The sequence below is a fragment of the Aeromonas sp. 602200 genome, assembly GCF_049173895.1.
GTDB lineage: Bacteria > Pseudomonadota > Gammaproteobacteria > Enterobacterales > Aeromonadaceae > Aeromonas > Aeromonas veronii_A.
In genome coordinates, this window is the sequence record NZ_JAAKSL010000006.1 from 180,404 (window position 1) to 203,884 (window position 23,481).

The 23,481-nt window shown below is 58.5% G+C and carries 21 protein-coding genes and 1 tRNA gene; 9 read left to right on the forward strand and 13 right to left on the reverse strand.

Features of this window, described 5'->3' with window-relative positions; translation table 11 throughout:
• Nucleotides 1–26 precede the first annotated feature (26 nt).
• Entirely contained in the window at nucleotides 27–1,802 is a 1,776-nt protein-coding gene (locus G5221_RS10055) for a M4 family metallopeptidase (RefSeq protein WP_266134775.1), read from the reverse strand.
• Between the two features lie 347 nt (nucleotides 1,803–2,149).
• On the opposite strand from G5221_RS10055, the gene G5221_RS10060 reads away from it, so the two are divergent.
• Both G5221_RS10060 and rimJ read left to right on the forward strand, forming a co-directional pair.
• On the forward strand, nucleotides 2,150–2,704 hold the full coding sequence (locus G5221_RS10060) for a GNAT family N-acetyltransferase (protein WP_033112982.1): 555 nt from the start codon (nucleotides 2,150–2,152) through the stop codon (nucleotides 2,702–2,704).
• Nucleotides 2,704–3,255, forward strand: a complete 552-nt coding sequence (gene rimJ, locus G5221_RS10065) for a ribosomal protein S5-alanine N-acetyltransferase (RefSeq protein ID WP_124242200.1) — start codon at nucleotides 2,704–2,706, stop codon at nucleotides 3,253–3,255. The genes G5221_RS10060 and rimJ overlap by 1 nt, the downstream gene beginning before the upstream one ends.
• 53 nt (nucleotides 3,256–3,308) lie before the next feature.
• On the opposite strand, the gene G5221_RS10070 is transcribed toward rimJ, so the two are convergent.
• The 3 genes from G5221_RS10070 to G5221_RS10080 all read right to left on the reverse strand — a co-directional run bounded on the left by G5221_RS10070 (nucleotide 3,309) and on the right by G5221_RS10080 (nucleotide 6,168).
• Nucleotides 3,309–3,557: a hypothetical protein gene (locus tag G5221_RS10070; protein WP_042030661.1), complete on the reverse strand. Its 249-nt coding sequence runs from the start codon at nucleotides 3,555–3,557 to the stop codon at nucleotides 3,309–3,311.
• A 308-nt stretch (nucleotides 3,558–3,865) separates the two neighbouring features.
• Entirely contained in the window at nucleotides 3,866–4,927 is a 1,062-nt protein-coding gene (locus G5221_RS10075) for an oxidoreductase (protein ID WP_421263177.1), read from the reverse strand.
• A gap of 77 nt (nucleotides 4,928–5,004) precedes the next feature.
• Nucleotides 5,005–6,168 (reverse strand): multidrug effflux MFS transporter, encoded by a 1,164-nt coding sequence (locus tag G5221_RS10080; protein WP_421263178.1) that lies wholly within the window; start codon nucleotides 6,166–6,168, stop codon nucleotides 5,005–5,007.
• 238 nt (nucleotides 6,169–6,406) lie between these two features.
• Between G5221_RS10080 and rdgB the strand changes: the two genes are divergently transcribed.
• Entirely contained in the window at nucleotides 6,407–7,003 is a 597-nt protein-coding gene (gene rdgB / locus G5221_RS10085; protein WP_005340539.1) for an RdgB/HAM1 family non-canonical purine NTP pyrophosphatase, read from the forward strand.
• A gap of 90 nt (nucleotides 7,004–7,093) precedes the next feature.
• Nucleotides 7,094–8,239: a radical SAM family heme chaperone HemW gene (gene hemW / locus G5221_RS10090; protein ID WP_266134776.1), complete on the forward strand. Its 1,146-nt coding sequence runs from the start codon at nucleotides 7,094–7,096 to the stop codon at nucleotides 8,237–8,239.
• A 104-nt stretch (nucleotides 8,240–8,343) separates the two neighbouring features.
• Here the strand turns inward: hemW and G5221_RS10095 are convergent, their stop codons facing one another.
• Nucleotides 8,344–8,583, reverse strand: a complete 240-nt coding sequence (locus G5221_RS10095; RefSeq protein WP_127006876.1) for an alternative ribosome-rescue factor A — start codon at nucleotides 8,581–8,583, stop codon at nucleotides 8,344–8,346.
• A 214-nt stretch (nucleotides 8,584–8,797) separates the two neighbouring features.
• Entirely contained in the window at nucleotides 8,798–9,253 is a 456-nt protein-coding gene (gene zntR, locus G5221_RS10100) for a Zn(2+)-responsive transcriptional regulator (protein WP_129504718.1), read from the reverse strand.
• A gap of 415 nt (nucleotides 9,254–9,668) precedes the next feature.
• Between zntR and purH the strand changes: the two genes are divergently transcribed.
• The 4 genes from purH (at nucleotide 9,669) to G5221_RS10120 (ending at nucleotide 13,843) form a co-directional block, all read left to right on the forward strand.
• Nucleotides 9,669–11,261, forward strand: coding sequence for a bifunctional phosphoribosylaminoimidazolecarboxamide formyltransferase/IMP cyclohydrolase (purH, locus tag G5221_RS10105; protein WP_266134777.1), 1,593 nt, complete (start codon nucleotides 9,669–9,671; stop codon nucleotides 11,259–11,261).
• A gap of 114 nt (nucleotides 11,262–11,375) precedes the next feature.
• Nucleotides 11,376–12,662: a phosphoribosylamine--glycine ligase gene (purD, locus tag G5221_RS10110; RefSeq protein ID WP_005341242.1), complete on the forward strand. Its 1,287-nt coding sequence runs from the start codon at nucleotides 11,376–11,378 to the stop codon at nucleotides 12,660–12,662.
• 277 nt (nucleotides 12,663–12,939) lie between these two features.
• Nucleotides 12,940–13,314 carry a cytochrome b562 gene (locus tag G5221_RS10115; protein ID WP_005349056.1) on the forward strand — a complete coding sequence of 125 codons (375 nt, stop codon included), beginning with the start codon at nucleotides 12,940–12,942 and terminating at the stop codon, nucleotides 13,312–13,314.
• The gene (locus G5221_RS10120) at nucleotides 13,295–13,843 is read left to right on the forward strand and encodes a cytochrome b/b6 domain-containing protein (RefSeq protein ID WP_040067545.1); all 549 of its coding nucleotides are present in this window, start codon (nucleotides 13,295–13,297) and stop codon (nucleotides 13,841–13,843) included. The genes G5221_RS10115 and G5221_RS10120 overlap by 20 nt, the downstream gene beginning before the upstream one ends.
• A gap of 170 nt (nucleotides 13,844–14,013) precedes the next feature.
• Here the strand turns inward: G5221_RS10120 and G5221_RS10125 are convergent.
• The 5 genes from G5221_RS10125 to rpsU all read right to left on the reverse strand — a co-directional run bounded on the left by G5221_RS10125 (nucleotide 14,014) and on the right by rpsU (nucleotide 18,907).
• Nucleotides 14,014–14,090, reverse strand: a tRNA-Ile gene (locus G5221_RS10125).
• A 187-nt stretch (nucleotides 14,091–14,277) separates the two neighbouring features.
• The gene (gene rpoD / locus G5221_RS10130; protein WP_263718854.1) at nucleotides 14,278–16,173 is read right to left on the reverse strand and encodes an RNA polymerase sigma factor RpoD; all 1,896 of its coding nucleotides are present in this window, start codon (nucleotides 16,171–16,173) and stop codon (nucleotides 14,278–14,280) included.
• A gap of 183 nt (nucleotides 16,174–16,356) precedes the next feature.
• The gene (gene dnaG, locus G5221_RS10135) at nucleotides 16,357–18,144 is read right to left on the reverse strand and encodes a DNA primase (protein ID WP_266134778.1); all 1,788 of its coding nucleotides are present in this window, start codon (nucleotides 18,142–18,144) and stop codon (nucleotides 16,357–16,359) included.
• Nucleotides 18,145–18,232: 88 nt separating this feature from the next.
• Nucleotides 18,233–18,676: a GatB/YqeY domain-containing protein gene (locus G5221_RS10140; RefSeq protein ID WP_005341238.1), complete on the reverse strand. Its 444-nt coding sequence runs from the start codon at nucleotides 18,674–18,676 to the stop codon at nucleotides 18,233–18,235.
• 15 nt (nucleotides 18,677–18,691) lie between these two features.
• Nucleotides 18,692–18,907: a 30S ribosomal protein S21 gene (gene rpsU, locus G5221_RS10145; RefSeq protein ID WP_005309452.1), complete on the reverse strand. Its 216-nt coding sequence runs from the start codon at nucleotides 18,905–18,907 to the stop codon at nucleotides 18,692–18,694.
• A 179-nt stretch (nucleotides 18,908–19,086) separates the two neighbouring features.
• On the opposite strand from rpsU, the gene tsaD reads away from it, so the two are divergent.
• Nucleotides 19,087–20,100 carry a tRNA (adenosine(37)-N6)-threonylcarbamoyltransferase complex transferase subunit TsaD gene (gene tsaD / locus G5221_RS10150; RefSeq protein ID WP_266134779.1) on the forward strand — a complete coding sequence of 338 codons (1,014 nt, stop codon included), beginning with the start codon at nucleotides 19,087–19,089 and terminating at the stop codon, nucleotides 20,098–20,100.
• Nucleotides 20,101–20,348: 248 nt separating this feature from the next.
• Here tsaD and G5221_RS10155 read toward each other — a convergent pair whose 3' ends face one another.
• Together G5221_RS10155 and aspA are read right to left on the reverse strand one after the other, a co-directional pair.
• The gene (locus tag G5221_RS10155; RefSeq protein ID WP_021229055.1) at nucleotides 20,349–21,668 is read right to left on the reverse strand and encodes an anaerobic C4-dicarboxylate transporter; all 1,320 of its coding nucleotides are present in this window, start codon (nucleotides 21,666–21,668) and stop codon (nucleotides 20,349–20,351) included.
• 126 nt (nucleotides 21,669–21,794) lie between these two features.
• Nucleotides 21,795–23,237, reverse strand: coding sequence for an aspartate ammonia-lyase (aspA, locus tag G5221_RS10160; protein WP_005341227.1), 1,443 nt, complete (start codon nucleotides 23,235–23,237; stop codon nucleotides 21,795–21,797).
• Nucleotides 23,238–23,481 lie beyond the last annotated feature (244 nt).

Consider the following 23,481-nt stretch of genomic DNA (forward strand, 5'->3'; position numbering starts at 1 on the left):
GCGGGACAAGGCCCGCACCGGGTGGATCAGTAGCTGGCCTTGAGGGTCACGCCACTGAACGCTGCAAACCCTGACAGCTGCACATGCCAGGTGCCCGCCTTGGGATTGGTGAACGAGCAGCTTTCGTTATTGCCCCCCTTGTAGGGGCGGCAGTCGTAACTGCTGCTGGTGGGGGCGCTGCCAAAGCGGACGTAGAGATCGGCATCACCGGTACCGCCGCTGCTGCTGATCTGCAGCGACCTGGTGCCCGCCGGTACGTTCAGGGTGTAGTTGAGTTTGCCACCCTTGCTGGCGGCGAGGTTGCTCACCGGCACGCCGTTTTGCAGCACGTTGTCGCTCGGTGGCGGCGTGCTGCCGCAGCTGGCATCGACCCCGACGGTCTGGAAGGCCCGTGCCACATCCGCCTGACTGTAACCCAGATCGGCGGTCGCCCGGCTGACGCCGCAGGCCCCTTGCTGATAGTTGGTGTTGGCGCCCCAGTAGAGGCGGTTGGCCAGCAAGAAGACTTCAAATGCCTTGCGGGTGTTCCAGCCACTGCTGGTGGCGAGCAGGTAGAAGGCGCGGTTATAGACCCCGGAGCTGTGGTGTACATCCATCCCCTCCTGATAATCCGCCGCATGGCCGATGGACCTGCCATCCCGGGTCGGATCCTCGAAGTAGCGCAGGGAGCCGTTGCCCTTGAAGATCTGGGCGCCGACCAGCCAGTCGTTGCTCCCCTTCATGTAGAACTCGGCCGCTTCACCCGCCATATCGGAGAAGGCCTCGTTGATGCCGCCGGATTGTCCTGAATAGATCAGCCCGGAGTTCTGTTCGGTAAAGCCGTGGCTCACCTCGTGAGCCGCCACATCAAGGCTCACCAGCGGGTGGAAGGTGGTAGCGCCGTCACCGAAGGTCATCTGGCTGCCATCCCAGAAGGCGTTCTCGTAATTCTTGCTGTAGTGAACCCGCATCTTCAGTTTGAAGGTGAGGGGCGCCGTGTTGTACCAGTTGCGGTACATGTCGAACACCACGTTGCCGAAGTAGTGGGCGTCGTTGAGGGGCGAATAGGCGCCGTTGATCTCCTTGACCCGGTTCTCCGGGCAGGTGAACTGGTGGATGGCACCGCCTGAGGTGGCGTGGTTGAGGTTGATGGTATCGACGTTGGGGCTGGTCATCCGGCAGTTGTCATCCACGATGAGCGGGCCAAAGTCGGTGCCGTAGACGTATTTGCCGGTCTTGATGTTGCCCCCCGGGCCGCTGGCGTCCTTGTGGTTGATCCCCTCCCAGCGTTTGAGCTCCTCACCGCTCTGGGCATCAAGAATGACGAAGGGGCGGCTCGGCTTGTCACCTTCGGCGATGAAGGAGACCTGATAAACCAGCCGGGCCAGCCCGTTCTCATCCTGCATCACGTAGAGTTTGACCTGCTCGTTGCTCCCCTTGCTGCCCGCCTTGGCCTTGCTGGCGGCATCCTGTGGCGAGAGGGTGGCGACCGGGCTTGCCACATCCTGATCGATCTGGCGCAGCATGCGCCCGCTGGCCTGTTGCAGCTGGCCGTTCAGGCTCTTGTCAGCTACCACCACCTGACCCATTACCGGGATGCCGTTCCAGACCTGCTCGTAGCGGATCCGCTGCTGGCCATTGGGCAGCTTGACCACCCGCACCTGACGAAACTCGCCATCTTCCAGCTGCAAGGTACCACTCGCGGCACTGAGGCCTGTCATGGCCCGGATGCCGTTTGCCGTTACGTTGATCTCTACCTCTTGCGCCGCCAGTGCGGCGCTTCCCCAGCAGGCCAGCGCAACGGCCAGATAAATTTTATTCATCTCTTCTTTCCTTAAATCGATGAGGTTGATAAACCGACCGAAGGTCGGGCGTTTTGAAGCTAGTGCCGGTGGGGGAAAGTGCCCCCTGTCAAAAGTGACAGCGCAGCACAAAGGGGTAGCAGGATCTGCCAAAGTGCCGTTTGGGGGGCATTTATCGGCGTCATGTGGAGAGCATTATCCGGTTTCAGACTCCCACCCTCCTCTTTTGAGGGAGGAGAGTACGTGCGCTGTCACCCTCTGCGAAGCCTGCCGGAGGGGGGCCGTAAAAGTGGCTGGCGCGGCCAGTGGCGATTGGCTACATTGGGTGCTGATTCGCTATTTGATCACTGATTTGAAAGGAGAATCCCATGTTTTCATGGCAGTTGGACGACGAGCTTGCGCTGCTCTTCTTGCAGCCAGACATGGCGAGCGAGCTGTTTGCCCTCTGCAATGACAACCGGGAGTACCTTTCCCAATGGCTGCCCTGGCCCCCTTTCATTTTGCGTCCAGCCGACAGCGCAACTTTTATCCGTCATGCCATCGAGAAGTTTGCCCGTGGCGAGGGGCTGACCACCGCCATCGAGTATCAGGGGGAGGTGGTTGGGGTCATTGGCTACAACAGCATCGATCACGATCTGGGCAAGGTGGTCATCGGCTACTGGCTGGCGGAGCGCTGGCAGGGCAACGGCATCATTACCCGGGCTTGTCATGCGCTGATCCATCACGCCTTTGAGGAGATGGGGATGGAGAAGGTGGAGATCACTGCCGCGACCGACAATGAGCCCAGCAGAGCCGTCTGCGAGCGGCTCGGGATGCAGCAGGAGGGGATTACCCGGCGCGCGGAGCGGCTGGGTTCCCGGGTCGTGGATCATGTTCACTACAGCCTGCTGCGCGACGAATGGCTTGGGCAGAGAGACTCCTGATGGCGCTACCCCATATCAAAACCCCGCGAGCCCACCTGACGCTGCTGACCCCCGATCAGGCCCCTATGATCCTCGACTTTTACCGGCGCAATCGCGACCACCTTACCCCGTGGGAGCCGCTGCGCGACGACCATTTCTACACCCTTTCTTACTGGCATAACCGGCTGCAGGATAGCTACAGCCAGTTTTTCAACGGTACCGGCGTCAATCTGGTGGCGCTCGATCCGTCTGGTGAGCGGGTGATCGCCACCTGCAACTTCAGCAACATCATGATGGGGATCTTCAAGGCGTGTCACCTCGGCTATGCCATCGACCGGCAGCATGAGGGGCAGGGGCTGATGCAGGAGATCCTGACTGCCGCCATCGACTATCTGTTTCGCGAGCAGGGACTGCATCGCATCATGGCCTGCTACATGCCCGCCAACCTGCGTAGCGGCGCCTTGCTGGAGCGACTCGGATTCGAGCGGGAGGGGTATGCGCGGGAGTATCTGATGATCAATGGCCGCTGGGAGGATCACATCCTCACCTCGCTGATTAATCCGGCGCCCTGATTGTCAGATAAAAAAACGGGCCCATGGGGCCCGTCTTTCAATGAGGTGCAGGCTTAGTTGGCCTTGGCATCGCTCACTGCAGCTTCAACCTTGGTAGCCGCTTCGTCAGCAGCTTTTTCAACGGTTGCAGTCGCTTCGGAGGTGGCTTTCTCTACAGTAGAGGTGGCTTCGCTAGCGGCTTTTTCTACAGTTGCAGCAACTTCGGCGGCCGGAGCAGCAGCAGGCGCGGCAGCTTTTTCTTCTTTCTGACCGCAAGCAGTCAACATCAGACCCAGGATACCGGCTACCAGTACTTTGTTCATGTGCATTCCCTCAAAAAAAGATGGAGAGATGGTCGAAACAACCATCACTGCGCCCACCGTGACCCGGAATAAAACAAGAGGCCGGGACTCAGGGAGGCGGGCGCAATATAGCCCCATTGGTTACCGATGAAAACGGATATCACAATGACATTTTTTCGTGCAGTGGATAAAAAGCTCCACTGCAACGACTGATATCAATACAAGATGCCGCTTATTTGTGGTTGATGCACAATAAACCACCAAGTTATTGATGTTGATTGGCAGTTTAAACGGTATCCATATCTGTCAGAGCGGCAAGCTGCACCGCGTTAGTCAGACAGCTTCTGACAGCTCAGCCGTTGCCCCAAGCGGTTGCTCTCGCGGGCAAGGTCCAGCAGTGCCATCACCGCCAACGCTTCCGCAGCCGGTACCGGGTTATCTCCCTCACCTCTGATGGCGGCACAGACACCGCGGTAGTAGGCGCCGTAATCCCCCGCTGCGCCGGTCAGGCTCTGTTGCTGCAATTGGCCATCCACGATACGACTGAGTTGACCGGGTTCGCTATCCAGCCCCCAATCCGCTGCCGGTGGCCGCTTGCCCAGCTTGAGCTGATCTTCCTGCACATCCATACCGAATTTGACGAACGAGCCCTGACTGCCGTGAATGACAAAGCGGGGCATGGTGGCCGATACCAGACAGCTGCCATGCAGGATCACTCGCATCTCGCCAGACCGTTCACCATAGCCCAGCACCACATGGAAGTAGTCATCAGCCAGGGCGCCGGGGCGCTGTCCGGCAAGGTCTGCCTGTAGCCAGTCCGGTTGGCCGAAGAGCTGTAGCGCCTGATCCAGCACATGGGGGCCGAGATCGAACCAGAGGCCGGAACCCGGGCCACCCGCTTCGCGCCAGCGCTGGCGAACCTCGGGGCGATAGCGATCGAAGTGCGACTCGAACTGGGCGATCTGCCCCAGCGTCCCCTCGGCAATCAAACGGCGCACGGTGAGAAAATCCCCGTCCCAACGGCGGTTGTGGAAGATGCTGAGCAGTCGCTGCTGCTTTTCGGCCAGCTCGACCAGCTCTGCCGCTTCGGCCAGATCCAGTGCAAACGGCTTGTCGATCACCACATGTTTGCCTGCCAGCAGCGCCTGACGGGCGAGGGGGGCATGGGTATCGTTGGGGGTGGCGATCACTACCAGATCGACCGAGCCATCGGCCAGCACCTGTTCCAGCGAACCGACCCGGCAGCCGGGCAGATCGGCTTGCACCTTGGCAGCATCGCGGCTCACCACCCAGCTCAGGGACAGACCGGGCGTGGTGGAGAGGAAGGGGGCGTGGAAGGTTTTGCCTGCAAAGCCATAGCCCACCAGGGCGGCGTTGAGAGAGTGGCTCATCGGGGTTCTCCGCTGACGTCGAGTGACAAACAAGAAGGGGGCCGATGGCCCCCGGAGTGTGCATCAGAGCACAGGATTTATTGCAAACACAAGCGGCGTCCGCGGCGTGTCATCAGCATCACCAGCGGTGGCAACAGCAGCCACATATGCAGTGCCAGCTGGCTGAGCGGGTCGTGCATCAGGGCGCCGGTCAGGCCGACCAGAGCACCAGAGCCGCTCATCTGGAACAGGCCGAGCAGGGCGGCGGCGGTACCGGCGCAGTGGCCGAATGGTGCCAGTGCCATCCCGGCGGCCGAACCTAGGATCATGGCAAAGCCGATGCTGGAGAGGAATACCGGTCCCATCATTGCCAGCGGATGTTCGATGTGCATCGCCAGAGTGAGGCTTATGGCCGAGAGCATCAATACCAGCAGGCCGATACGCAGGGTGCGTCTTGGCCCCACTTTGGCAATAAAGCGTGGGGCCATGAAACAGGCCAGAATGTTGAGCGCGGCGTTGGCGGTAAACCAGTAGCTAAAGCCGCTCATATCCAGTCCCAGCTTCACCATCAGTTGTACCGGCGCAGCGGTGACATAGGCGAGGATCACCGCCATCGCCAGCATGCACAGCGCCGCGTTGAACAGGAAGCCGGGGGAGCGTAGTACCGGGCTGTAGCGCGACCAGCTGATGAGGGCCCCTTCGCTGCGGGTCTCCTCAGGGCGGGTTTCCGGCATCCGCCACAGCAGCCAGCTGCCGACGATGAGCGCATAACCGGCCATAAACCAGAAGTTGGCCGACCAGCCCGCCTTGGCGGTGAGCCAGCCACCGAGCAGGGGGGCGAGGGCCGGGATAAAGCAGATGGCGCCATTGAGATAGGAGATCATCTGGCCGCTCTTTTTCGGGCCATAGCTGTCACGCACCACCGAGAAGGCGGCGACCGATGTGGCGCAGGCGCCAAAGCCCTGCAGTACTCGCGCCAGCATCAACTCGCCGAGGCTGGCGGCAAACCCTGCGCCCAGCGCGCTCAGACCGTAGAGCAGTACGCCGCCCAGAGCAACCGGTTTGCGGCCATAACGGTCGGCCAGCGGACCGACCAACAGTTGTCCCAGCCCCATGCTGAACAGGAACCAGGTGATGGTGCCCTGCATCAGGGTCACTTCCGCCCCGAGCTGTTCAGCCATCTGCGGAATGGCGGGCAGGTAGATGTCGATGGCCAACGGGCTGAACAGCACCAGTAGTACGAGTAAAAGTATCAATGGCATCTGTCACCTCTTTAGTCAGCCAGGTTAATGAATTGGGGCGCGAGTCTACTGACTCACAGTAATGAATAGAAATGGTATTTAATCACTTTGGTTATTCCATTATGGAAACATGTATTAAAAAGCTGGTTATTCGATGGCGGCAAATCCCCCGCAACCCCATCACAGCGGGTGTAATTGACGCTTTTACTAAACGCTTGCGCCGCATAGAATGCGCAGATTATTTTTGCGGAGGTGCTCGATGAACAAGCTTGTCCTGGCAACAGGTAACCAGAAAAAGGTGAAGGAATTGGCCGCCATGCTGGCCGATATGAAGATCCAGGTGATCCCACAGAGCGAGTTTGCGGTCTCCGATGCCGATGAGACCGGCACCACCTTCGTCGAGAATGCCATCATCAAGGCCCGCCACGCCGCCCGCATTACCGGTCTGCCCGCCGTGGCCGATGACTCCGGACTGGAAGTCGATCTGCTGCAAGGGCGCCCCGGCGTCTACTCCGCCCGCTTTGCCGGTGTGGGTGCCGGTGACAAGGCCAACATCGAGAAGCTGCTCGGCGAGCTACAAGGTGCCCCTGAGTACCTGAAAAGTGCCCGCTTCTGGTGTGTGCTGGTCTATATGCGCCACGCCGACGATCCCACCCCCATCATCTGTCAGGCGAGCTGGGAAGGGATGATCATCGACGAGCCGCGCGGTCAACATGGCTTTGGCTATGACCCGGTATTCTTCGTGCCGGATCACGACTGCACCGCCGCCCAGATGCCCGCCGAGCTGAAAAACCAGCTCAGTCATCGTGGTCAGGCGCTGGCCAAGCTCAAAGCGGCGCTGGCTGCGGCGCACTGAGTCACTTCGTCACCTTGTCGGTTACACACGGTCAATTACACATAGTCATCTACAATGGGGGCCTTGAGCCCCCGTTTTATTGGAAGCCCCATGCTGCAACTGCCGCCGCTCTCTCTCTATATTCATGTGCCCTGGTGCGTCCAGAAGTGCCCTTACTGTGACTTCAACTCCCATGCCCAGAAGGGGGAGTTGCCTCACCTAGAATATGTCGCCGCCCTGCTGGAGGATCTGGATCAGGATCTGAAGTGGGCGCAAGGGCGGCCGCTCTCCTCCATCTTTATCGGCGGCGGCACCCCCAGCCTGCTGACGGTGGAGGCGATGCAAACCTTGCTGGACGGGGTGCGGGCCCGCATTCCGCTCTCCGCTGATTGCGAGATCACCATGGAGGCCAACCCGGGCACGGTGGAGGCGGACAAGTTCGCCGGTTTCCAGCGCGCCGGCATCAACCGTATCTCCATCGGGGTGCAGAGCTTTCAGCAGGAGAAACTGACCCGCCTCGGCCGCATTCACGGCCCGGAAGAGGCGCGCAAAGCCGCCGCACTGGCCCACGCCATCAAGTTGCCTACCTTCAATCTGGATCTGATGCACGGTCTGCCGGATCAGAGTCTGGATGACGCCCTTTATGACCTGCAGCAGGCGATCGACTGCGCCCCGCCGCACCTCTCCTGGTATCAGCTCACCATAGAGCCGAACACGGCGTTTGCCTCCAAGCCGCCCACACTGCCGGAAGATGACACCCTGTGGGACATCTATGAGCAGGGCCACGCCATGCTCACCGCCAGCGGTTATCGCCAGTACGAGATCTCGGCTTATGCCAAAGAGGACTACCAGTGCCATCACAACCTCAACTACTGGCGCTTTGGCGACTATCTGGGGATCGGCTGTGGCGCCCATGGCAAGGTGACTGATCTCGCGAACCAACAGATCCTGCGCACCGCCAAGGTGAAGCATCCGAAAGGGTATCTGGACAAGAGTCGCCCCTATCTGGACGAGCAGTGGCAGGTGACGGCAGACGATCTGCCGCTCGAATACTTTATGAACCGCTTCCGCCTGTTTGAACCGGCCCCCAAGGCGGAGTTCGAGGCCTATACCGGCCTGCCGCTGGAAAGGGTAGAGACAGTGCTCGCCATCGCCCAAAGCAAGGAGCTGATCGAGGAGCTGGGGGATAGCTGGCAGCTCACTTCTCTCGGCCATCGCTATCTCAACGTGTTGCTCGAACTCTTTATGGATGAGTGAGCGGCCTGTTGAGGCTGTGAGTTGGCGTTGCCAAATCGCTTCTTCTGTCAAAACAATCAGGGCGCCAATGGCGCCCTGATTGTTTATGGTCGGTAGAAACCCGCTCAGCAGCAGACGCGGATCATCTGCTGTTGGCCGGGCTCCCACCGCTTGCCGAATTTGGCCTTGCGCTGGTAACTCCCCTTGCCCTTCTTGTTGCGCTCGACCCGGCTGCGAAACAGGGGATCACAGAGCAGGGCGTGCAGATGGTTATCCTTTATTTCGCCGCGCTGATGGGCATAGTTGCCCCCTTGCGCATTTTCCTCACGGGGGAGGGCGGGTTGGTCGACCCGAATTTTGGCCATGATGGCTCCTCTTCTTTTCTCTTGGTGTGTTGATTCTTGTGTCTGGATGGCTGTTTTCGCTGCGGGCGTCTGTTCAGGCTAGCGCCCGGCAACCGGATGCACTTGCACCGGTTAAAAACGCGGCGATTTTGTCACCAAATCGCCGCCGGAGCAATGCGTCTGGCGCGCCGAGTCAGTCACTCTGAGCCAGGCACGCTCAGTCAGGCATACCATGTCAGCCATGAACCGGGTCATGCTGGTCGTGGCTGTGATGCTCGTGATGGGCCGGGGTGCCAGATTCCAGCGTCTCGAGGATGGCGCAGTGCTCCGCCGAGCGGGGGCCGCCGCAGCAGATATTGGAGAGCTCGCGCAGGTTGTCGCGAAAGCGGGTCAGTTCGATGATCTTCTGCTCCACCTGGGCCAGCTTGGTGTCGGCCACCGCTTTCACCTCCTGACAGGTGACTTTGGCCTTGTTGGTATCGAGGTCGAGCAGCTCGCCGATATCGGCCAGCGAGAATCCCACCGACTTGGCGCGAATGATGAACTCCAGCCGCCGCTTGTCCTGTTCACTGTAGAGGCGGTAGCCGGATTCGTTGCGGATCCCCGGTGAGATAAGCCCATTCTTCTCGTAAAAACGCAGGGTATCTGCCTTGACCCCGCACGCCTTGGCCAGTTCACCGATCCGATACATGCTCTCTCTCCCCTTGAATGTATGCCGCAACAAAAACAGGAATCCACTATCACCCCTTTGCCCATGGATTGCCAGCCAAGGGCATAAAAGGGGCAGATAAACATCTCCTGGCGACCCTTTTTCCCATAAAACACTGAAAGTGCAAACGTTTCGATAAAATCAAGTGGAAAACGTTTAATGCCGCGCCAAATAAGGCTTTGCTGTTTCAAAAAATCCACCACAGGTCACATTTTTTGTGTAGAATACGCGCCCATAACAGAGCGCCGCACCAAGCGGGCATTTCCTAAAACGCTTTTGCCGGATGTCGGGGCGAGAGTGGTTTGCGAAATCCCCCACTTCCATTTATTTGGGGACTCTCTGTGTTGAGCCTCGCCTCCCATGGAACGGTCCCCGTTATGTTGAGGACGATAGTGTGATGGAACAAGCTCGACCCATTCGCCGTGCACTGCTGAGTGTGTCTGACAAAACTGGCATTCTGGAATTTGCCAAGGCACTCAACGAGCGTGGTGTTGCCCTGCTCTCCACGGGCGGTACCGCCAAGCTGCTTGGCGAGGCGGGTCTGCCGGTGACCGAGGTCTCCGACTACACGGGTTTCCCTGAAATGATGGATGGCCGGGTCAAGACCCTGCATCCCAAGGTTCATGGCGGCATCCTCGGTCGTCGGGATCAGGATGGCGCCATCATGGCTCAGCACGCTATCTCCCCCATCGACATGGTCGTCGTCAACCTTTACCCCTTCGCCGCCACCGTGGCCAAAGTAGGCTGCACCCTGGCCGATGCGGTCGAGAACATCGACATCGGCGGCCCGACCATGGTGCGATCTGCCGCCAAAAACCATAAAGATGTCGCTATCGTCGTCAAAGCTGCCGACTATGATCGGGTTATTCGCGAAATGGATGCCAACGGCAACAGCCTGAAACTGGCGACCCGTTTCGATCTGGCCATCGCCGCCTTCGAGCACACCGCCGCCTACGATGGCATGATCGCCAACTACTTCGGCACCATGGTTCCTTCCTACGGTGACAACAAGGAGGGTGACGAGGAGTCCCGCTTCCCGCGCACCTTCAACAGCCAGTTCATCAAGAAGCAGGACATGCGTTACGGCGAAAACAGCCATCAGGCTGCAGCTTTCTATGCCGAGGAGCATGCCGCGCCGGGTTCTGTCTCCAGCGCTACCCAGTTGCAGGGCAAGGCGCTCTCCTACAACAACATCGCTGATACCGATGCTGCGCTGGAGTGTGTGAAGGAGTTCGACGAGCCAGCCTGCGTCATCGTCAAGCATGCCAACCCCTGCGGTGTGGCCATCGGTAACGACCTGCTGAGTGCCTACGATCGCGCTTACCAGACCGACCCCACCTCTGCCTTCGGCGGCATCATCGCCTTTAACCGTGAGCTGGATGGCGCCACTGCCGCTGCCATCGTTGCCCGCCAGTTTGTCGAAGTGATCATCGCCCCGAGCGTCAGCCAGGAGGCCCGCGATGCGGTCGCCGCCAAGCAGAACGTGCGTCTGCTCGAATGCGGTCAGTGGACGGCTCCGGCGCAAGGGTTTGACCTCAAGCGCGTCAACGGGGGCCTGCTGGTACAGGAGCGGGATCTCGGCATGGTGACTTTGGGTGACCTGACCGTGGTCAGCAAGCGTCAGCCGACCGAGGCCGAGCTGCAAGATCTGCTGTTCTGCTGGAAAGTGGCCAAGTTCGTCAAATCCAACGCCATCGTCTACGCCAAAGATGGCCAGACCATCGGCGTCGGCGCAGGCCAGATGAGCCGTGTTTATTCGGCCAAAATCGCCGGTATCAAGGCTGCGGACGAAGGGCTGACCGTGGCGGGCTCCGTGATGGCCTCCGATGCCTTCTTCCCGTTCCGCGACGGTATCGATGCTGCCGCGCAGGCCGGTATCTCCTGCGTGATCCAGCCGGGTGGCTCGATGCGCGATCAGGAGGTGATCGATGCCGCCGACGAGCACGGCATGTGCATGGTGTTCACCAACATGCGCCATTTCCGTCATTGATGGGTCAGGGGCTGCCGATGGCGGCCCTTCTGTTGTCTCTTTTCAACTGACTATTTCCACAGACTGACGGCCAGAGAGGCCGTCCAGTGACCACAAATAGAAGCGAGCGATACGATGAAAGTACTGATCATTGGCAACGGTGGCCGCGAACACGCTCTGGCTTGGAAGGCCAAACACTCCCCACTGGTACGTCACGTTTTTGTGGCGCCGGGCAACGCAGGCACCCAGCTTGAGCCGGGGGTCGAGAACGTCGCCATCGAGGCGACCGATATCGAAGGGCTGCTGGCCTTTGCCAAAGAGAAGCAGGTCGGCCTCACCATCGTCGGGCCGGAAGCGCCGCTGGTGAAAGGGGTGGTGGATGCCTTCCGCGCCGCCGGTCAGCCGATCTTTGGCCCGACCGCTGCCGCTGCCCAGCTGGAAGGCTCCAAGGCTTTCACCAAGGATTTCCTGGCCCGTCACGCCATTCCGACCGCCGAGTACCAGAACTTCACCGAAGTGGAGCCTGCGCTCGCCTACTTGCGCGAGAAGGGTGCCCCCATCGTCATCAAGGCCGATGGTCTGGCGGCAGGCAAGGGGGTGATTGTCGCCATGACCTTGCAGGAAGCGGAAGACGCGGTGCGCGACATGCTCTCCGGCAATGCCTTTGGCGAAGCGGGCTCCCGTGTGGTGATTGAGGAGTTTCTGGAGGGGGAAGAGGCGAGCTTCATCGTCATGGTCGATGGCGAGCACGTGCTGCCGATGGCCACCAGTCAGGATCACAAGCGGGTTGGCGACGGTGATACCGGCCTCAACACCGGCGGCATGGGGGCTTACTCCCCGGCGCCGGTAGTGACCGCCGAGGTACATCGACGCGTGATGGAGCAGGTGATCATGCCGACTGTGCGAGGCATGGCGGCCGAGGGCAACGTCTACACCGGTTTCCTCTACGCCGGTCTGATGATCGACGGTGCAGGCAATCCCAAGGTGATCGAGTTCAACTGCCGCTTTGGCGATCCCGAGACCCAGCCCATCATGCTGCGGATGCAATCCGATCTGGTGGAGCTCTGCCTGGCCGCTTGCGCAGGCAAGCTGGATCAGAAAGAGGCCATCTATGATCCCCGCGCCGCCATCGGCGTGGTGTTGGCGGCGGGAGGCTATCCCGGCGATTACAGTACCAATCACCCCATCAGCGGCTTGCCGGTGGATGAAGTGGCGGGTGAGAAGGTGTTCCATGCCGGTACCCGCCTGGAGGGCGATACCAGCCTGACTGCTGGCGGTCGTGTACTGTGCGCCACCGCCCTCGGCCACACCGTTGCAGAAGCCCAGCAGCGTGCCTATCAGCTCGCTGGCCGCATCAAGTGGGATGGCGTCTTCTACCGCAAGGATATCGGCTGGCGCGCCATTGCTCGCGAACAGGAGTAACTGACGCAAGCCATTGGCCAGCTGATTCAGACCCCGCTACGGCGGGGTTTTTTGTCGCTGTTTACCGCTTTCAACCATCCCCATGGTGCGTGTCACCTGCGTTCAATCAGTTACCAAGCGCAAACAAGCGCGGCATATCCGCCACTATTTGCCACAAAAAACAGCATTTTTCACAAACGTTTCACCATGAGTCATGGCATCATGCTGGTGATGAATTCTTGTTTGGATTCATAAGTACCCCTAACAATTCGAGCATGTCGTTATATAAGGAAATCCCATGTTGAAAACCGTCCGCCCCCTGCTGCTGCCCCTGATGTTTGGCCTGATGACCCTGCCTGCAGTGGCGGGTGATCTGGAACAGCCAATGAAGAAGATTGGCTTCAACTACAAGCAGGCCGTCAAGGCTGATGATGCAGCCACCATGGAGAAGCACATCAACGAGATGAAGGCCCAGCTGGATGTGGCCAAGCAGAAGAACATGCCGGCTGCCAAGAAAGAGAAATTCCTTGAAGGAATGAACGAGGTACAGACCGAGCTGGACGCCAGCCTGGCCGCACTCAAGGCGGGTGATGAGGCCAAGGCGCGCGAACATCTGGCCAAGGTCAACGACCTGAAGAAGGAGTACCACAAATATGCCAAGCAAAAAGGGTGAGCCCTTTCGCTGGGATCCGCTGGTTCGTCTGACCCATTGGGGTTTGGCGGCAGTCTGCATCGGCAACCTCTGGGTTAACGAAGCGGGCGAGGAGTGGCACGAGTGGCTGGGTTACGGTGCCATTGGGCTGGTCTCCTTGCGTCTGCTCTGGGGGCTCACTTTCGCCCGTGGCTACGCTCGCCTTGGTGCCCTCATCCCCAGTGGTGAGGATTTTCGCCAGCAAGCGCGCGAGATGCGTGAGCGGCAGCCTCCGGCACCGGGTCATCACGGCAGCGGCAAGCTGGCCGTGTGGGCGCTCTGGCTGGTTGTGCTGGCCACTGCTGGCAGCGGCTGGTTTCAAAATACCGAGACGGGATTTGAACTGGGGGCTGACGAGTGGCATGAGTGGTGCGTGGTGGCGCTGCAGGGACTGATTGGTCTGCACCTGCTGGCCATCGTCTTCACCTCCTGGCGTCAGCGCAGCAATCTGGTTACCCGGATGCTACCCGCCGGGCGTCGCTCATCCATCCAGAGCGGCAGCAACGAGTAAACCTGAGGCTCAGCATTAGGCTCCTTGTCTCTGAGTGAGGCGCCTGATCCGGACCCTGCCCAGACCCGCCCATGGCGGGTCTTTTCTATGACCTCCTCGAGCTTATCACGGGACATTGCCCGATCAGCAGATGCAAAAAGGCCGCTCATGATGAGCGGCCTTTTCTAATTTGGTGGCCCCTGGGGGACTTGAACCCACGACCAATCGATTATGAGTCGACTGCTCTGACCAACTGAGCTAAGGGGCCAAATTGTGCGTTTAGCGGCGTGGATTATAGGGGAAGAGGAAAGGGCAGTCTATAGGCATATCAACCACTTGGCGACTAATTGTCCAGGTCGATAGAGGGGGCAAAGCGGGTCGCAAGGGTAAATGCCAGACAAAACAAAGCCCCGCATGGCGGGGCTTTGGCAGAGCAGTTTGACACAGGGTCAGGACTATTCGTCCAGGAAGCTGCGCAGCACTTCCGAGCGGCTCGGGTGGCGCAGTTTGCGCAGTGCCTTGGCTTCGATCTGACGAATACGCTCACGGGTAACGTCGAACTGCTTGCCCACTTCCTCTAGGGTGTGGTCAGTGTTCATGTCGATACCGAAACGCATCCGCAGCACCTTGGCTTCGCGGGCGGTCAGGCCAGCCAGCACTTCGCGGGTGGCGTTGCGCAGGCTTTCGCTGGTCGCCGCATCCGCTGGCAGAGCCAGGGTGGTATCTTCGATGAAGTCGCCCAAGTGGGAATCTTCATCATCACCGATGGGCGTCTCCATGGAGATAGGCTCTTTGGCGATCTTCAGTACCTTGCGGATCTTGTCTTCCGGCATGCCCATGCGCATGGCCAGCTCTTCCGGATTCGGTTCGCGACCCATCTCCTGCAGCATCTGACGGGAGATACGGTTGAGCTTGTTGATGGTCTCGATCATGTGTACCGGGATACGGATGGTACGGGCCTGATCCGCGATGGAGCGGGTAATGGCCTGACGGATCCACCAGGTTGCATAGGTCGAGAACTTGTAGCCACGACGGTATTCAAACTTGTCTACCGCCTTCATCAGACCGATGTTGCCTTCCTGGATGAGATCGAGGAACTGCAGACCGCGGTTGGTGTACTTCTTGGCGATAGAGATAACCAGACGCAAGTTGGCCTCAACCATCTCTTTCTTCGCACGGCGGGCTTTGGCCTCACCGATGCTCATGCGACGGTTGATATCCTTGATCTGGGCAATCGACAGACCGGTCTCTTCTTCAATCTGCTGCAGCTTGCCGATGGCGCGCTGAATATCCTCGTCCATTTCAACCAGACGGGGAGACCAGGCTTTGCCAGCCTGCTTCTGGTATTCGAACCAGGCAGTTTCACACTCGTTGTTGGTGAAGGCCGCGACGAAGGTTTTCTTCGGCATCTTGGCCTGCTCAACGCAGAGCTTCATGATGATGCGTTCCTGCACGCGGACGCGCTCCATCATTTCACGCATGTTGTTAACCAGGCGATCGAACTGCTTGGGCATCAGGCGGAATTGACGGAATACATCGGCCAGCTGGGCGATGGCGGCCTGGGTATCTTCGTGCGCGCGACCATTCTTCTGAATGGAGAGGCGGGTCACTTCATACTGGGCACGCAGTTCGCCAAACTTCTCGCGAGCGACTTCCGGATCCGGACCACCGTCACCGTCGTCGTCAGAGCTGTCGCCATCTTCGTCTTCGTCTTCTTCGTCCTCTTCATCTTCGTCGGCCAGATCGTCTTCGCCGAGCTCGGAACCGATATGCGTGGCGGTAGGCGCCATGTCTTCGGTTTCGTTCGGGTCAATAAAGCCAGAGATGATGTCAGAGAGACGCAGCTGCTCGGCTTCGTACTTGTCGTATTGTTCGAGCAGGTAAGTAATTGCTTCAGGGTACTCGGCTACGGAGCTTTGTACCTGGTTGATACCGTCTTCGATCCGCTTGGCGATGTCGATTTCGCCTTCACGGGTCAGCAGTTCGACGGTACCCATTTCCCGCATGTACATGCGGACGGGATCGGTCGTGCGACCAATCTCAGATTCAACAGATGCCAGAGCCTGGGCCGCTGCTTCGGCAGCGTCCTCATCGGCGGTACCACCTTCAGCCATGATAAGGTCATCGGCATCCGGAGCGTTTTCAACCACTTGAATGCCCATATCGTTGATCATCTGAATGATGTCTTCGATCTGGTCTGAATCGACAATGTCTTGCGGGAGGTGATCGTTCACCTCGGCATAGGTCAGGTAGCCCTGTTCTTTACCTTTGGCAACGAGGAGTTTAAGCTGAGACTGCGGGGTTTGCTCCATAGAACTCATCCGGTTGGTGTTGCTAGGTTGCGCGTACAGTGCGCTGCTGCGCAAATAGCCAATTCTAATAGAAAACCGCCAGACATGCTATGTCTGGTTGCGGCGTCGGTCATGAGAAACCCCTGCCCGCAGTATTGTCGGGGCCAGGCGGTTATAAAATTTTTGCTTTTCATCCCGTCGATTCGGGCAACGCTATCCATATTGGGACTAATCACTCAAATATCAAGCCCCACTCTCATTTCTTTTCTCAATTTGCACCTCTCTTATCAGCATCATCAGCTCTTGGGTTTCTTCGGAGCTTAGTCCTTCCTGAGCCACTTTGGCCTGCAATTCTTCGATCCGCTGTTTCAGAAACTGGTTGATGAAGCCGACGAAGGTGTCCTGCAATTCTCCCAGAATATCCGGCTCCTGATCGAGTTTGATCTCCTCGAACAGGTCGTGCATGGCCAGCTGAGCAAGGATCTCTCCCTCCTTGGTACCACGCCAGTGTTCCAGCAGGATACCGGTTGTGATACCGGGCTGTGCCAGGATCTGCTGGTGCAGTTGCAGCAGGAACTTGATGCCCTGTACGCGTAGCCCGGCCAATTCCGGCATGGGGGGAAGCTCAGCTGTTACTGTCGGATATTGCACCATCAGTGCCAGCGCACGCCGCAGTGGCGTCAGCTTGGCTGCCTTGGGTTTGTTGACCTCGGCCTTGGGCTGACTGTTGCGGGCAAAAAGCTCGGCGATGCGCTGCTTGTTCTCGCCCCAGCGCATCATGCTGGAGAGGCGGGTGATCAGCCCTTCGCGGGTAAACCCTTCCGGTACGCGGCGAATAAGCTCGGCAGCCTTGTTGGCTACTTCGAACTTGCCCGCCTCACCGGAGAGCGCCGCATCGCGACCGAGACGCTCGAACATGAAGTCGGCGAACGGTTGGGCTTCATCGAGCAGGGCTTCAAAGCCCTCCTTGCCGATCTGACGAACCAGCGAGTCGGGATCCTCGCCATCGGGCAGGAACACGAACTTAAGCTCGCGGCCATCCTGCAGATGAGGGAGGGCATTATCCAGCGCGCGCCAGGCGGCTTCACGACCGGCGTTGTCACCGTCGTAGCAGCAGACTACCTCGGCGGTGGTGCGAAACAGGGTGTGGATATGGTCGCTGGTCGTTGCAGTACCCAGTGCCGCCACCGCGTAGTCGATGTCGTACTGACCGAGTGCCACCACATCCATGTATCCTTCCACCACCAGGATCCTGCGCGGGTCCTTGTGTGCTTGCTTCACCTCGTAGAGACCGAACAGCTCCCGCCCTTTATGGAAGATGGGGGTTTCCGGCGAGTTCAGGTACTTGGGGGTGCCATCACCCAGCACCCGGCCACCGAAACCGATGACTCGGCCTCGCTTGTCGCGGATTGGGAACATGATGCGATCGCGGAAACGGTCATAGCTGCCCGGGCCATTGTCACGGGTGATCAGCATGCCGCCCGAGATAAGCAGCTGTTCGTGATCTCGGCTGGCGCCGAAGCGGCGGCGTACCTGATCCCAGTCACTTGGGGCATAACCGATGTTGAAGCGCTTGACTACTTCGCCGGTCAGACCGCGCCCTTTGAGGTACTCCACCGCGTGGGGAGCACTCTTGAGATTGTTCTCGTAGAAGCGGGCGATCTGGTTCATCAGCTCGAACAGATCCTTGCTAACAGCGGGCTGACTATTGGCCGAGCCGCCGATGCTCTGCTCGCGAGGTACCTGCATGCCCTGCATGCTGGCGAGCTCTTCGATGGCATCGGGAAATTCGAGACCGTCGTACTCCATGACAAAGCCGATGGCGTTGCCGTGGGCGCCACAACCGAAACAGTGGTAGAACTGCTTCTCCTGGCTAACGGTAAAAGAGGGGCTTTTTTCGTTATGAAAAGGGCAGCAAGCCTGGTAGTTCTTACCGGCTTTTTTCAGCCGCACTCGCGAGTCGATCAGCTCGACTATGTCTGTGCGTACGAGCAGATCGTCGATAAAGGATTGGGGGATCCTGCCTGCCATAACCGTCCTGTTTCACTGCGATAGAAAATAAAAAAGCCGCGCATTCACAAGGAAGCACGGCTTCTTCGACCAAACAAGAGTTTGCCTGTTACGCCAAGCGGGTTTTCACCTGAGCACTGACGGCGCCGACATCGGCACGCCCCTGAATTTTTGGCTTCAAGACAGCCATGACTTTACCCATGTCAGCCATGACGGCAGCACCGCTCTCGGCGATGGCTTGCTCGATCAGGGCGGCAATTTCGTCTGCGGTCAGTTGTTGTGGCAGGAACTCCTGCAGCACAACGATCTCGGCGGACTCTTTGTCGGCTAGATCCTGGCGACCGGCAGCTTCAAATTGGCTGATGGAATCGCGGCGCTGTTTGACCATCTTGGTCACGACAGCGAGGATATCCTCATCATTGAGCTCGACACGGGTATCGACTTCACGCTGCTTGATTTCTGCCATCAACAATCGGATAGCGCCCAACCGCGGCTTGTCTTTGGCAAGCATGGCGAGCTTTTGCTGATCCTTGAGTTGATCCTTCAGAGACACGGCATGATCCCTTGATTAGTACAGGCGGATACGACGTGCGTTTTCGCGAGACAGCTTCTTGGCGTGACGCTTGACAGCAGACGCTTTGGCGCGCTTACGAATGGTAGTCGGCTTCTCGTAGAACTCACGGCTACGAACTTCGGACAGGATACCGGCTTTTTCGCAAGAACGCTTGAAGCGACGCAGAGCAACGTCAAACGGCTCATTTTCACGGACTTTGATTACTGGCATGTGCCTTTCACCTCAGTGATAAATTGTTAGCTGACCTTCAATCGATCAGCATGTCTTAAAATGGTGCGAAATTATACTCTGGACAGGGAATGAAAGTAAACCCGCAGAGATCGCTCTGGTTTAAAAAACCCGCGAAGGTTACCATAGCCGTCTCATTTTAGCAGTGAAAATTTTTAGCAATGCGTGTATTGGGCATAGAGACATCCTGTGACGAAACCGGGATCGCGATCTTCGACGATCAAAAAGGGATCCTTTCCCATCAGTTATACAGCCAGGTCAAGCTGCATGCGGACTACGGTGGCGTCGTCCCCGAGCTCGCCAGCCGGGATCATGTTCGCAAGACGATCCCGTTGATCCAGGCCGCATTGCAAGAGGCGGGACTGGGCAAAGATGACATCGACGGCATCGCGTATACCGCGGGTCCTGGTCTGGTAGGCGCCATTCTGGTGGGCGCCACTATTGGTCGTTCGCTGGCGATGGCATGGAACAAGCCTGCTATCGCCGTCCACCATATGGAAGGGCACTTGCTGGCCCCCATGCTGGAAGAGAAAGCCCCCGAGTTTCCCTTCGTGGCGCTGCTGGTCTCCGGTGGTCACTCCATGCTGGTGCGGGTTGACGGCATCGGCAGCTATCAGCTGTTGGGGGAATCCATCGATGATGCCGCTGGCGAGGCGTTCGACAAGACCGCCAAGCTGATGGGGCTGGATTATCCGGGCGGCCCGCTGCTCTCCCGTCTGGCCGAGAAGGGCACCACCGGACGTTTCCACTTCCCCCGTCCCATGACTGATCGCCCAGGGCTCGACATGAGCTTCTCCGGCCTCAAGACCTTCACCGCCAACACCATCTCCGCCAATGGTGATGATGAGCAGACCCGTGCCGATATCGCTCGGGCGTTTGAAGATGCGGTGGTCGATACTCTGGCCATCAAGTGCCGTCGTGCCTTGAAAGAGACCGGTCTCACGCGTCTGGTGGTCGCCGGTGGCGTCAGTGCCAACCGTCATCTGCGTGCCCAGCTGGCGGAGCTGATGGAGAGCCTCAAGGGCGAGGTGTTCTATCCGCGCACTGAATATTGCACTGATAACGGCGCCATGATCGCTTACGCCGGTATGCAGCGCCTGAAAGCGGGCGTGTTCGAACCGCTGGTGGTCAAAGCCGTGCCGCGCTGGCCGCTGGATACCCTGGATCCGGTCTGATCCGAAGGCTCCCGCCTTCTGGCGTGGTGCTGAGTACCATGGTGGCCTATCGCTCCGGCAATCCGGCCGCGGTGGTTATAGCGCCGCTGGCACGCTGTTGTGGTGTCTGCTGTCGCCGTGGTTGAGCCATCCGGATAATACGTCAGGTCTCTCGCTGCCAGACAGCCAAGCCAAGTACAGAGTAAAGAGATAAAAAAACCCCCGCCAACTGGCGGGGATTTTTGTTTGGTCATCGGCAGGCGATAGGATTACAACAGGATGCCGCCGAAGAAGAAGCCCAGAGCCACGGCGATGGCGATGGTGGCGGTGCCCGGTACGAAGAAGGGGTGGTTGAAGACCGCTTTACCGATACGGGTGGAGCCGGTGTCGTCCATCTCTACCGCAGCCAGCAGGGTCGGGTAGGTCGGCAGTACGAACAGGGCGCTCACGGCTGCGAAAGAGGCAATCGCAGTCAGCGGGCTGACACCCAGTGCCAGTGCGGCAGGCATCAGTGCTTTGGTGGTTGCACCCTGTGAGTAGAGCAGCATGGCAGCGAAGAACAGCACCACGGCCAGCAGCCAGGAGTATTGGTTCAGCAGGTCGCCAGCGATCAGCTGGATGGTGTCCATGTTGCCTTTCACGAAGACGTTACCCAGCCAGGCCACACCCAGTACGCAGATACAGGCGGACATACCGGACTTGAAGGTCGGCATGTTGGTGACCTGGGTGGCGTCCAGTTTGCACACCAGGGTCATGATGGTGGCCGCGGCCAGCATGATGCCCATGATGGCACCGTCACGGGGGATCGGCGGGTTGGTGATCAGGCCTACTTTACCGGAGATGGCAGTGGCATAAGCCATGACAGCAACGATGGCGGCGATGAAGATCCAGACCGACAGCTTGGCGTACGGTTTGATCTCGAGCTTGGTAGTACCACGCAGTTTGATCAGGCCCTTAGCTTTACGCTCCAGATAGACTTCGTCCTGCTCCAGCGGCTTGCCCATCATGTTGGCAATGAAGGCGCCCAGGATACAGGCCAGGAAGGTAGAGGGGATGCAGATGGCCAGCAGGGTCAGATAATCAACACCAAATGGCTCGAGCATGCCGGAGAAGGCAACCACAGCGGCAGAGATCGGGGAGGCTGTGATGGCGATCTGGGAGGCGACAACTGCGATGGAGAGCGGACGGGATGGGCGGATCCCTTGCTCTTTGGCCACTTCAGCGATCACCGGCAGGGTGGAGAAGGCGGTATGACCGGTACCGGCCAGCATGGTCATCAGGTAGGTGACCACCGGGGCGGCGAAGGTGATGTATTTGGGGTTCTTGCGCAGCGCTTTTTCTGCTAGGAAGACCAGATAGTCCATCCCGCCAGCCAGTTGCATACAGGCGATGGCGCAGATGACGGACGCGATGATCATGATCACATCCCAAGGGATGTAGCTGACCAGTTGATCGCTCGGGATGGGCATGCCCAGACCCCACGTCAATACCAGTACCCCCAGACCACCGGCAAAGCCGATGCCGATGCTGCCTATCCGGGCCCCCAGATAGATAGCGGCGAGCACGACAAGTAACTCGATTCCAATCATAGCGATAACTCCATTTTTTAGTTTTTTGGTTTTTATTTGGCAAAAAGCCAATTCCCGATCGGGCTGGGGATAAAGACCAATCGGGAACTGACTTTATGGGCCGGGAAGATCCCGGCCCACACTCGCTTATACGGCAGCTTCGCGGGTGAAACGCTTGGCTTTGTATTGCGGGTTCATCAGGTTCTCGATGGAGAGAATTTCGTCCAGCTGCTCGGCGCTCAGCAGGCCGCGCTCAAGAACGACTTCGCGGACGTTCTTGCCGGTCTGGGCACAGATCTTGCCGACGATATCCCCTTCGTGGTGGCCGATGAAGGGGTTCAGGTAGGTCACGATACCGATGGAGTTCAGCACGTGATTCATGCAGATTTCCGGGTTGGCGGTGATACCTTCCACGCACTTCTCGCGCAGGGAAATACAGGCTTTTTCCATCAGGCTCAGTGATTCGAACATCGCCTGACCAATCACCGGCTCCATGACGTTCAGCTGCAGCTGACCGGCTTCGGCGGCGAAGGTGATGGTGATGTCGTTACCGAATACCTTGAAGCAGGATTGGTTGACCACTTCCGGGATAACCGGGTTGACCTTGGCCGGCATGATGGAGGAGCCCGCCTGCATTTCCGGCAGGTTGATCTCTTTCAGTGCGGTGCGCGGGCCGGAGGAGAGCAGACGTAGGTCATTACAGATCTTGGACAGCTTCATGGCCAGACGCTTGATGGCGCCGTGCAGCATGACGTAGGCGCCACAGTCAGAGGTCGCTTCGATCAGATCTTCTGCCGGCACATAGGCACGACCGGTGATCTCGGCCAGACGCTTGATGGCCAGTGCAGAGTACTCGGGCGGAGTGTTCAGACCGGTACCGATGGCGGTCGCGCCTAGGTTCACTTCCAGCAGCAGCTCCTGACAACGCTTGATGGACTTGATCTCTTCACGCAGGGTCACGGCGAATGCGTGGAACTCCTGACCCAGGGTCATCGGAACCGCATCTTGCAGTTGGGTACGGCCCATCTTCAGGATCTTCTTGAATTCTTCTGCTTTGGCATCAAAAGCGGCGATCAGTGCTTCCAGAGCATGCAGAGTCACGTCAGTGCTGTTGACCACAGCAACGCGGAAACCGGTCGGGTAAGCATCGTTGGTGGACTGGCACTTGTTGACGTGGTCGTTCGGGTTGATGACGTCGTAACGGCCTTTCTCCAGACCCATGATTTCCAAGGCGATGTTGGCCAGTACTTCGTTAGTGTTCATGTTGACGGAGGTGCCGGCACCTCCCTGGTAAACGTCGACCGGGAACTGGTCGAAGCATTTGCCTGTGTTCAGCATCAGGTCGCAGGCTTCTACGATCTTGTCAGCAATTTCAGGACGGATGGTACCGAGCTCGCCGTTTGCCAGTGCAGCAGCTTTCTTGGTCAGCACCATGCCGCGGACAAATTCCGGAACGTCAGAAATCTTCTGAGAGCTGATCTTGAAGTTCTCGACAGCGCGCAGGGTGTGCACACCGTAGTAGAGATCATTGGAAACTTCTTTGGTGCCCAGCAGGTCTTCTTCAATGCGGACGTTCTTGATGTCGCTCATTGTAATGCCTCAGAAATCAGATAAATGGAAAAATCCTCACCGAGTGGTCGCGAGTTCCTTGCGCACAGCTCATCCTGAAGCACCACACATCGAGTGGGGCGGTAGGGAGAGTGACCTCCCGAAAAACTAATCAATATACTACTCCAATTGAGGTATCGGTTATTAGAGGTGGATCACTAAATTTGCGACATTTTCAAATTACTTTGAGGAAAGTACACATATGTTATGAAGTTTTTATCGTGAT

Bases quoted from the DNA above. Each gene is read 5' to 3' on its own strand.
- G5221_RS10075 (WP_421263177.1), bottom strand. From the start codon at position 4,927: ATGAGCCACTCTCTCAACGCCGCCCTGGTGGGCTATGGCTTTGCAGGC.
- purH (WP_266134777.1), top strand. From the start codon at position 9,669: ATGGAACAAGCTCGACCCATTCGCCGTGCACTGCTGAGTGTGTCTGAC.
- rimJ (WP_124242200.1), top strand. From the start codon at position 2,704: ATGGCGCTACCCCATATCAAAACCCCGCGAGCCCACCTGACGCTGCTG.
- tsaD (WP_266134779.1), top strand. From the start codon at position 19,087: ATGCGTGTATTGGGCATAGAGACATCCTGTGACGAAACCGGGATCGCG.
- G5221_RS10070 (WP_042030661.1), bottom strand. From the start codon at position 3,557: ATGAACAAAGTACTGGTAGCCGGTATCCTGGGTCTGATGTTGACTGCT.
- G5221_RS10120 (WP_040067545.1), top strand. From the start codon at position 13,295: ATGCCAAGCAAAAAGGGTGAGCCCTTTCGCTGGGATCCGCTGGTTCGT.
- G5221_RS10155 (WP_021229055.1), bottom strand. From the start codon at position 21,668: ATGATTGGAATCGAGTTACTTGTCGTGCTCGCCGCTATCTATCTGGGG.
- purD (WP_005341242.1), top strand. From the start codon at position 11,376: ATGAAAGTACTGATCATTGGCAACGGTGGCCGCGAACACGCTCTGGCT.
- aspA (WP_005341227.1), bottom strand. From the start codon at position 23,237: ATGAGCGACATCAAGAACGTCCGCATTGAAGAAGACCTGCTGGGCACC.
- G5221_RS10095 (WP_127006876.1), bottom strand. From the start codon at position 8,583: ATGGCCAAAATTCGGGTCGACCAACCCGCCCTCCCCCGTGAGGAAAAT.
- hemW (WP_266134776.1), top strand. From the start codon at position 7,094: ATGCTGCAACTGCCGCCGCTCTCTCTCTATATTCATGTGCCCTGGTGC.
- G5221_RS10060 (WP_033112982.1), top strand. From the start codon at position 2,150: ATGTTTTCATGGCAGTTGGACGACGAGCTTGCGCTGCTCTTCTTGCAG.
- G5221_RS10115 (WP_005349056.1), top strand. From the start codon at position 12,940: ATGTTGAAAACCGTCCGCCCCCTGCTGCTGCCCCTGATGTTTGGCCTG.
- zntR (WP_129504718.1), bottom strand. From the start codon at position 9,253: ATGTATCGGATCGGTGAACTGGCCAAGGCGTGCGGGGTCAAGGCAGAT.
- dnaG (WP_266134778.1), bottom strand. From the start codon at position 18,144: ATGGCAGGCAGGATCCCCCAATCCTTTATCGACGATCTGCTCGTACGC.
- rpsU (WP_005309452.1), bottom strand. From the start codon at position 18,907: ATGCCAGTAATCAAAGTCCGTGAAAATGAGCCGTTTGACGTTGCTCTG.
- G5221_RS10080 (WP_421263178.1), bottom strand. From the start codon at position 6,168: ATGCCATTGATACTTTTACTCGTACTACTGGTGCTGTTCAGCCCGTTG.
- G5221_RS10055 (WP_266134775.1), bottom strand. From the start codon at position 1,802: ATGAATAAAATTTATCTGGCCGTTGCGCTGGCCTGCTGGGGAAGCGCC.
- rdgB (WP_005340539.1), top strand. From the start codon at position 6,407: ATGAACAAGCTTGTCCTGGCAACAGGTAACCAGAAAAAGGTGAAGGAA.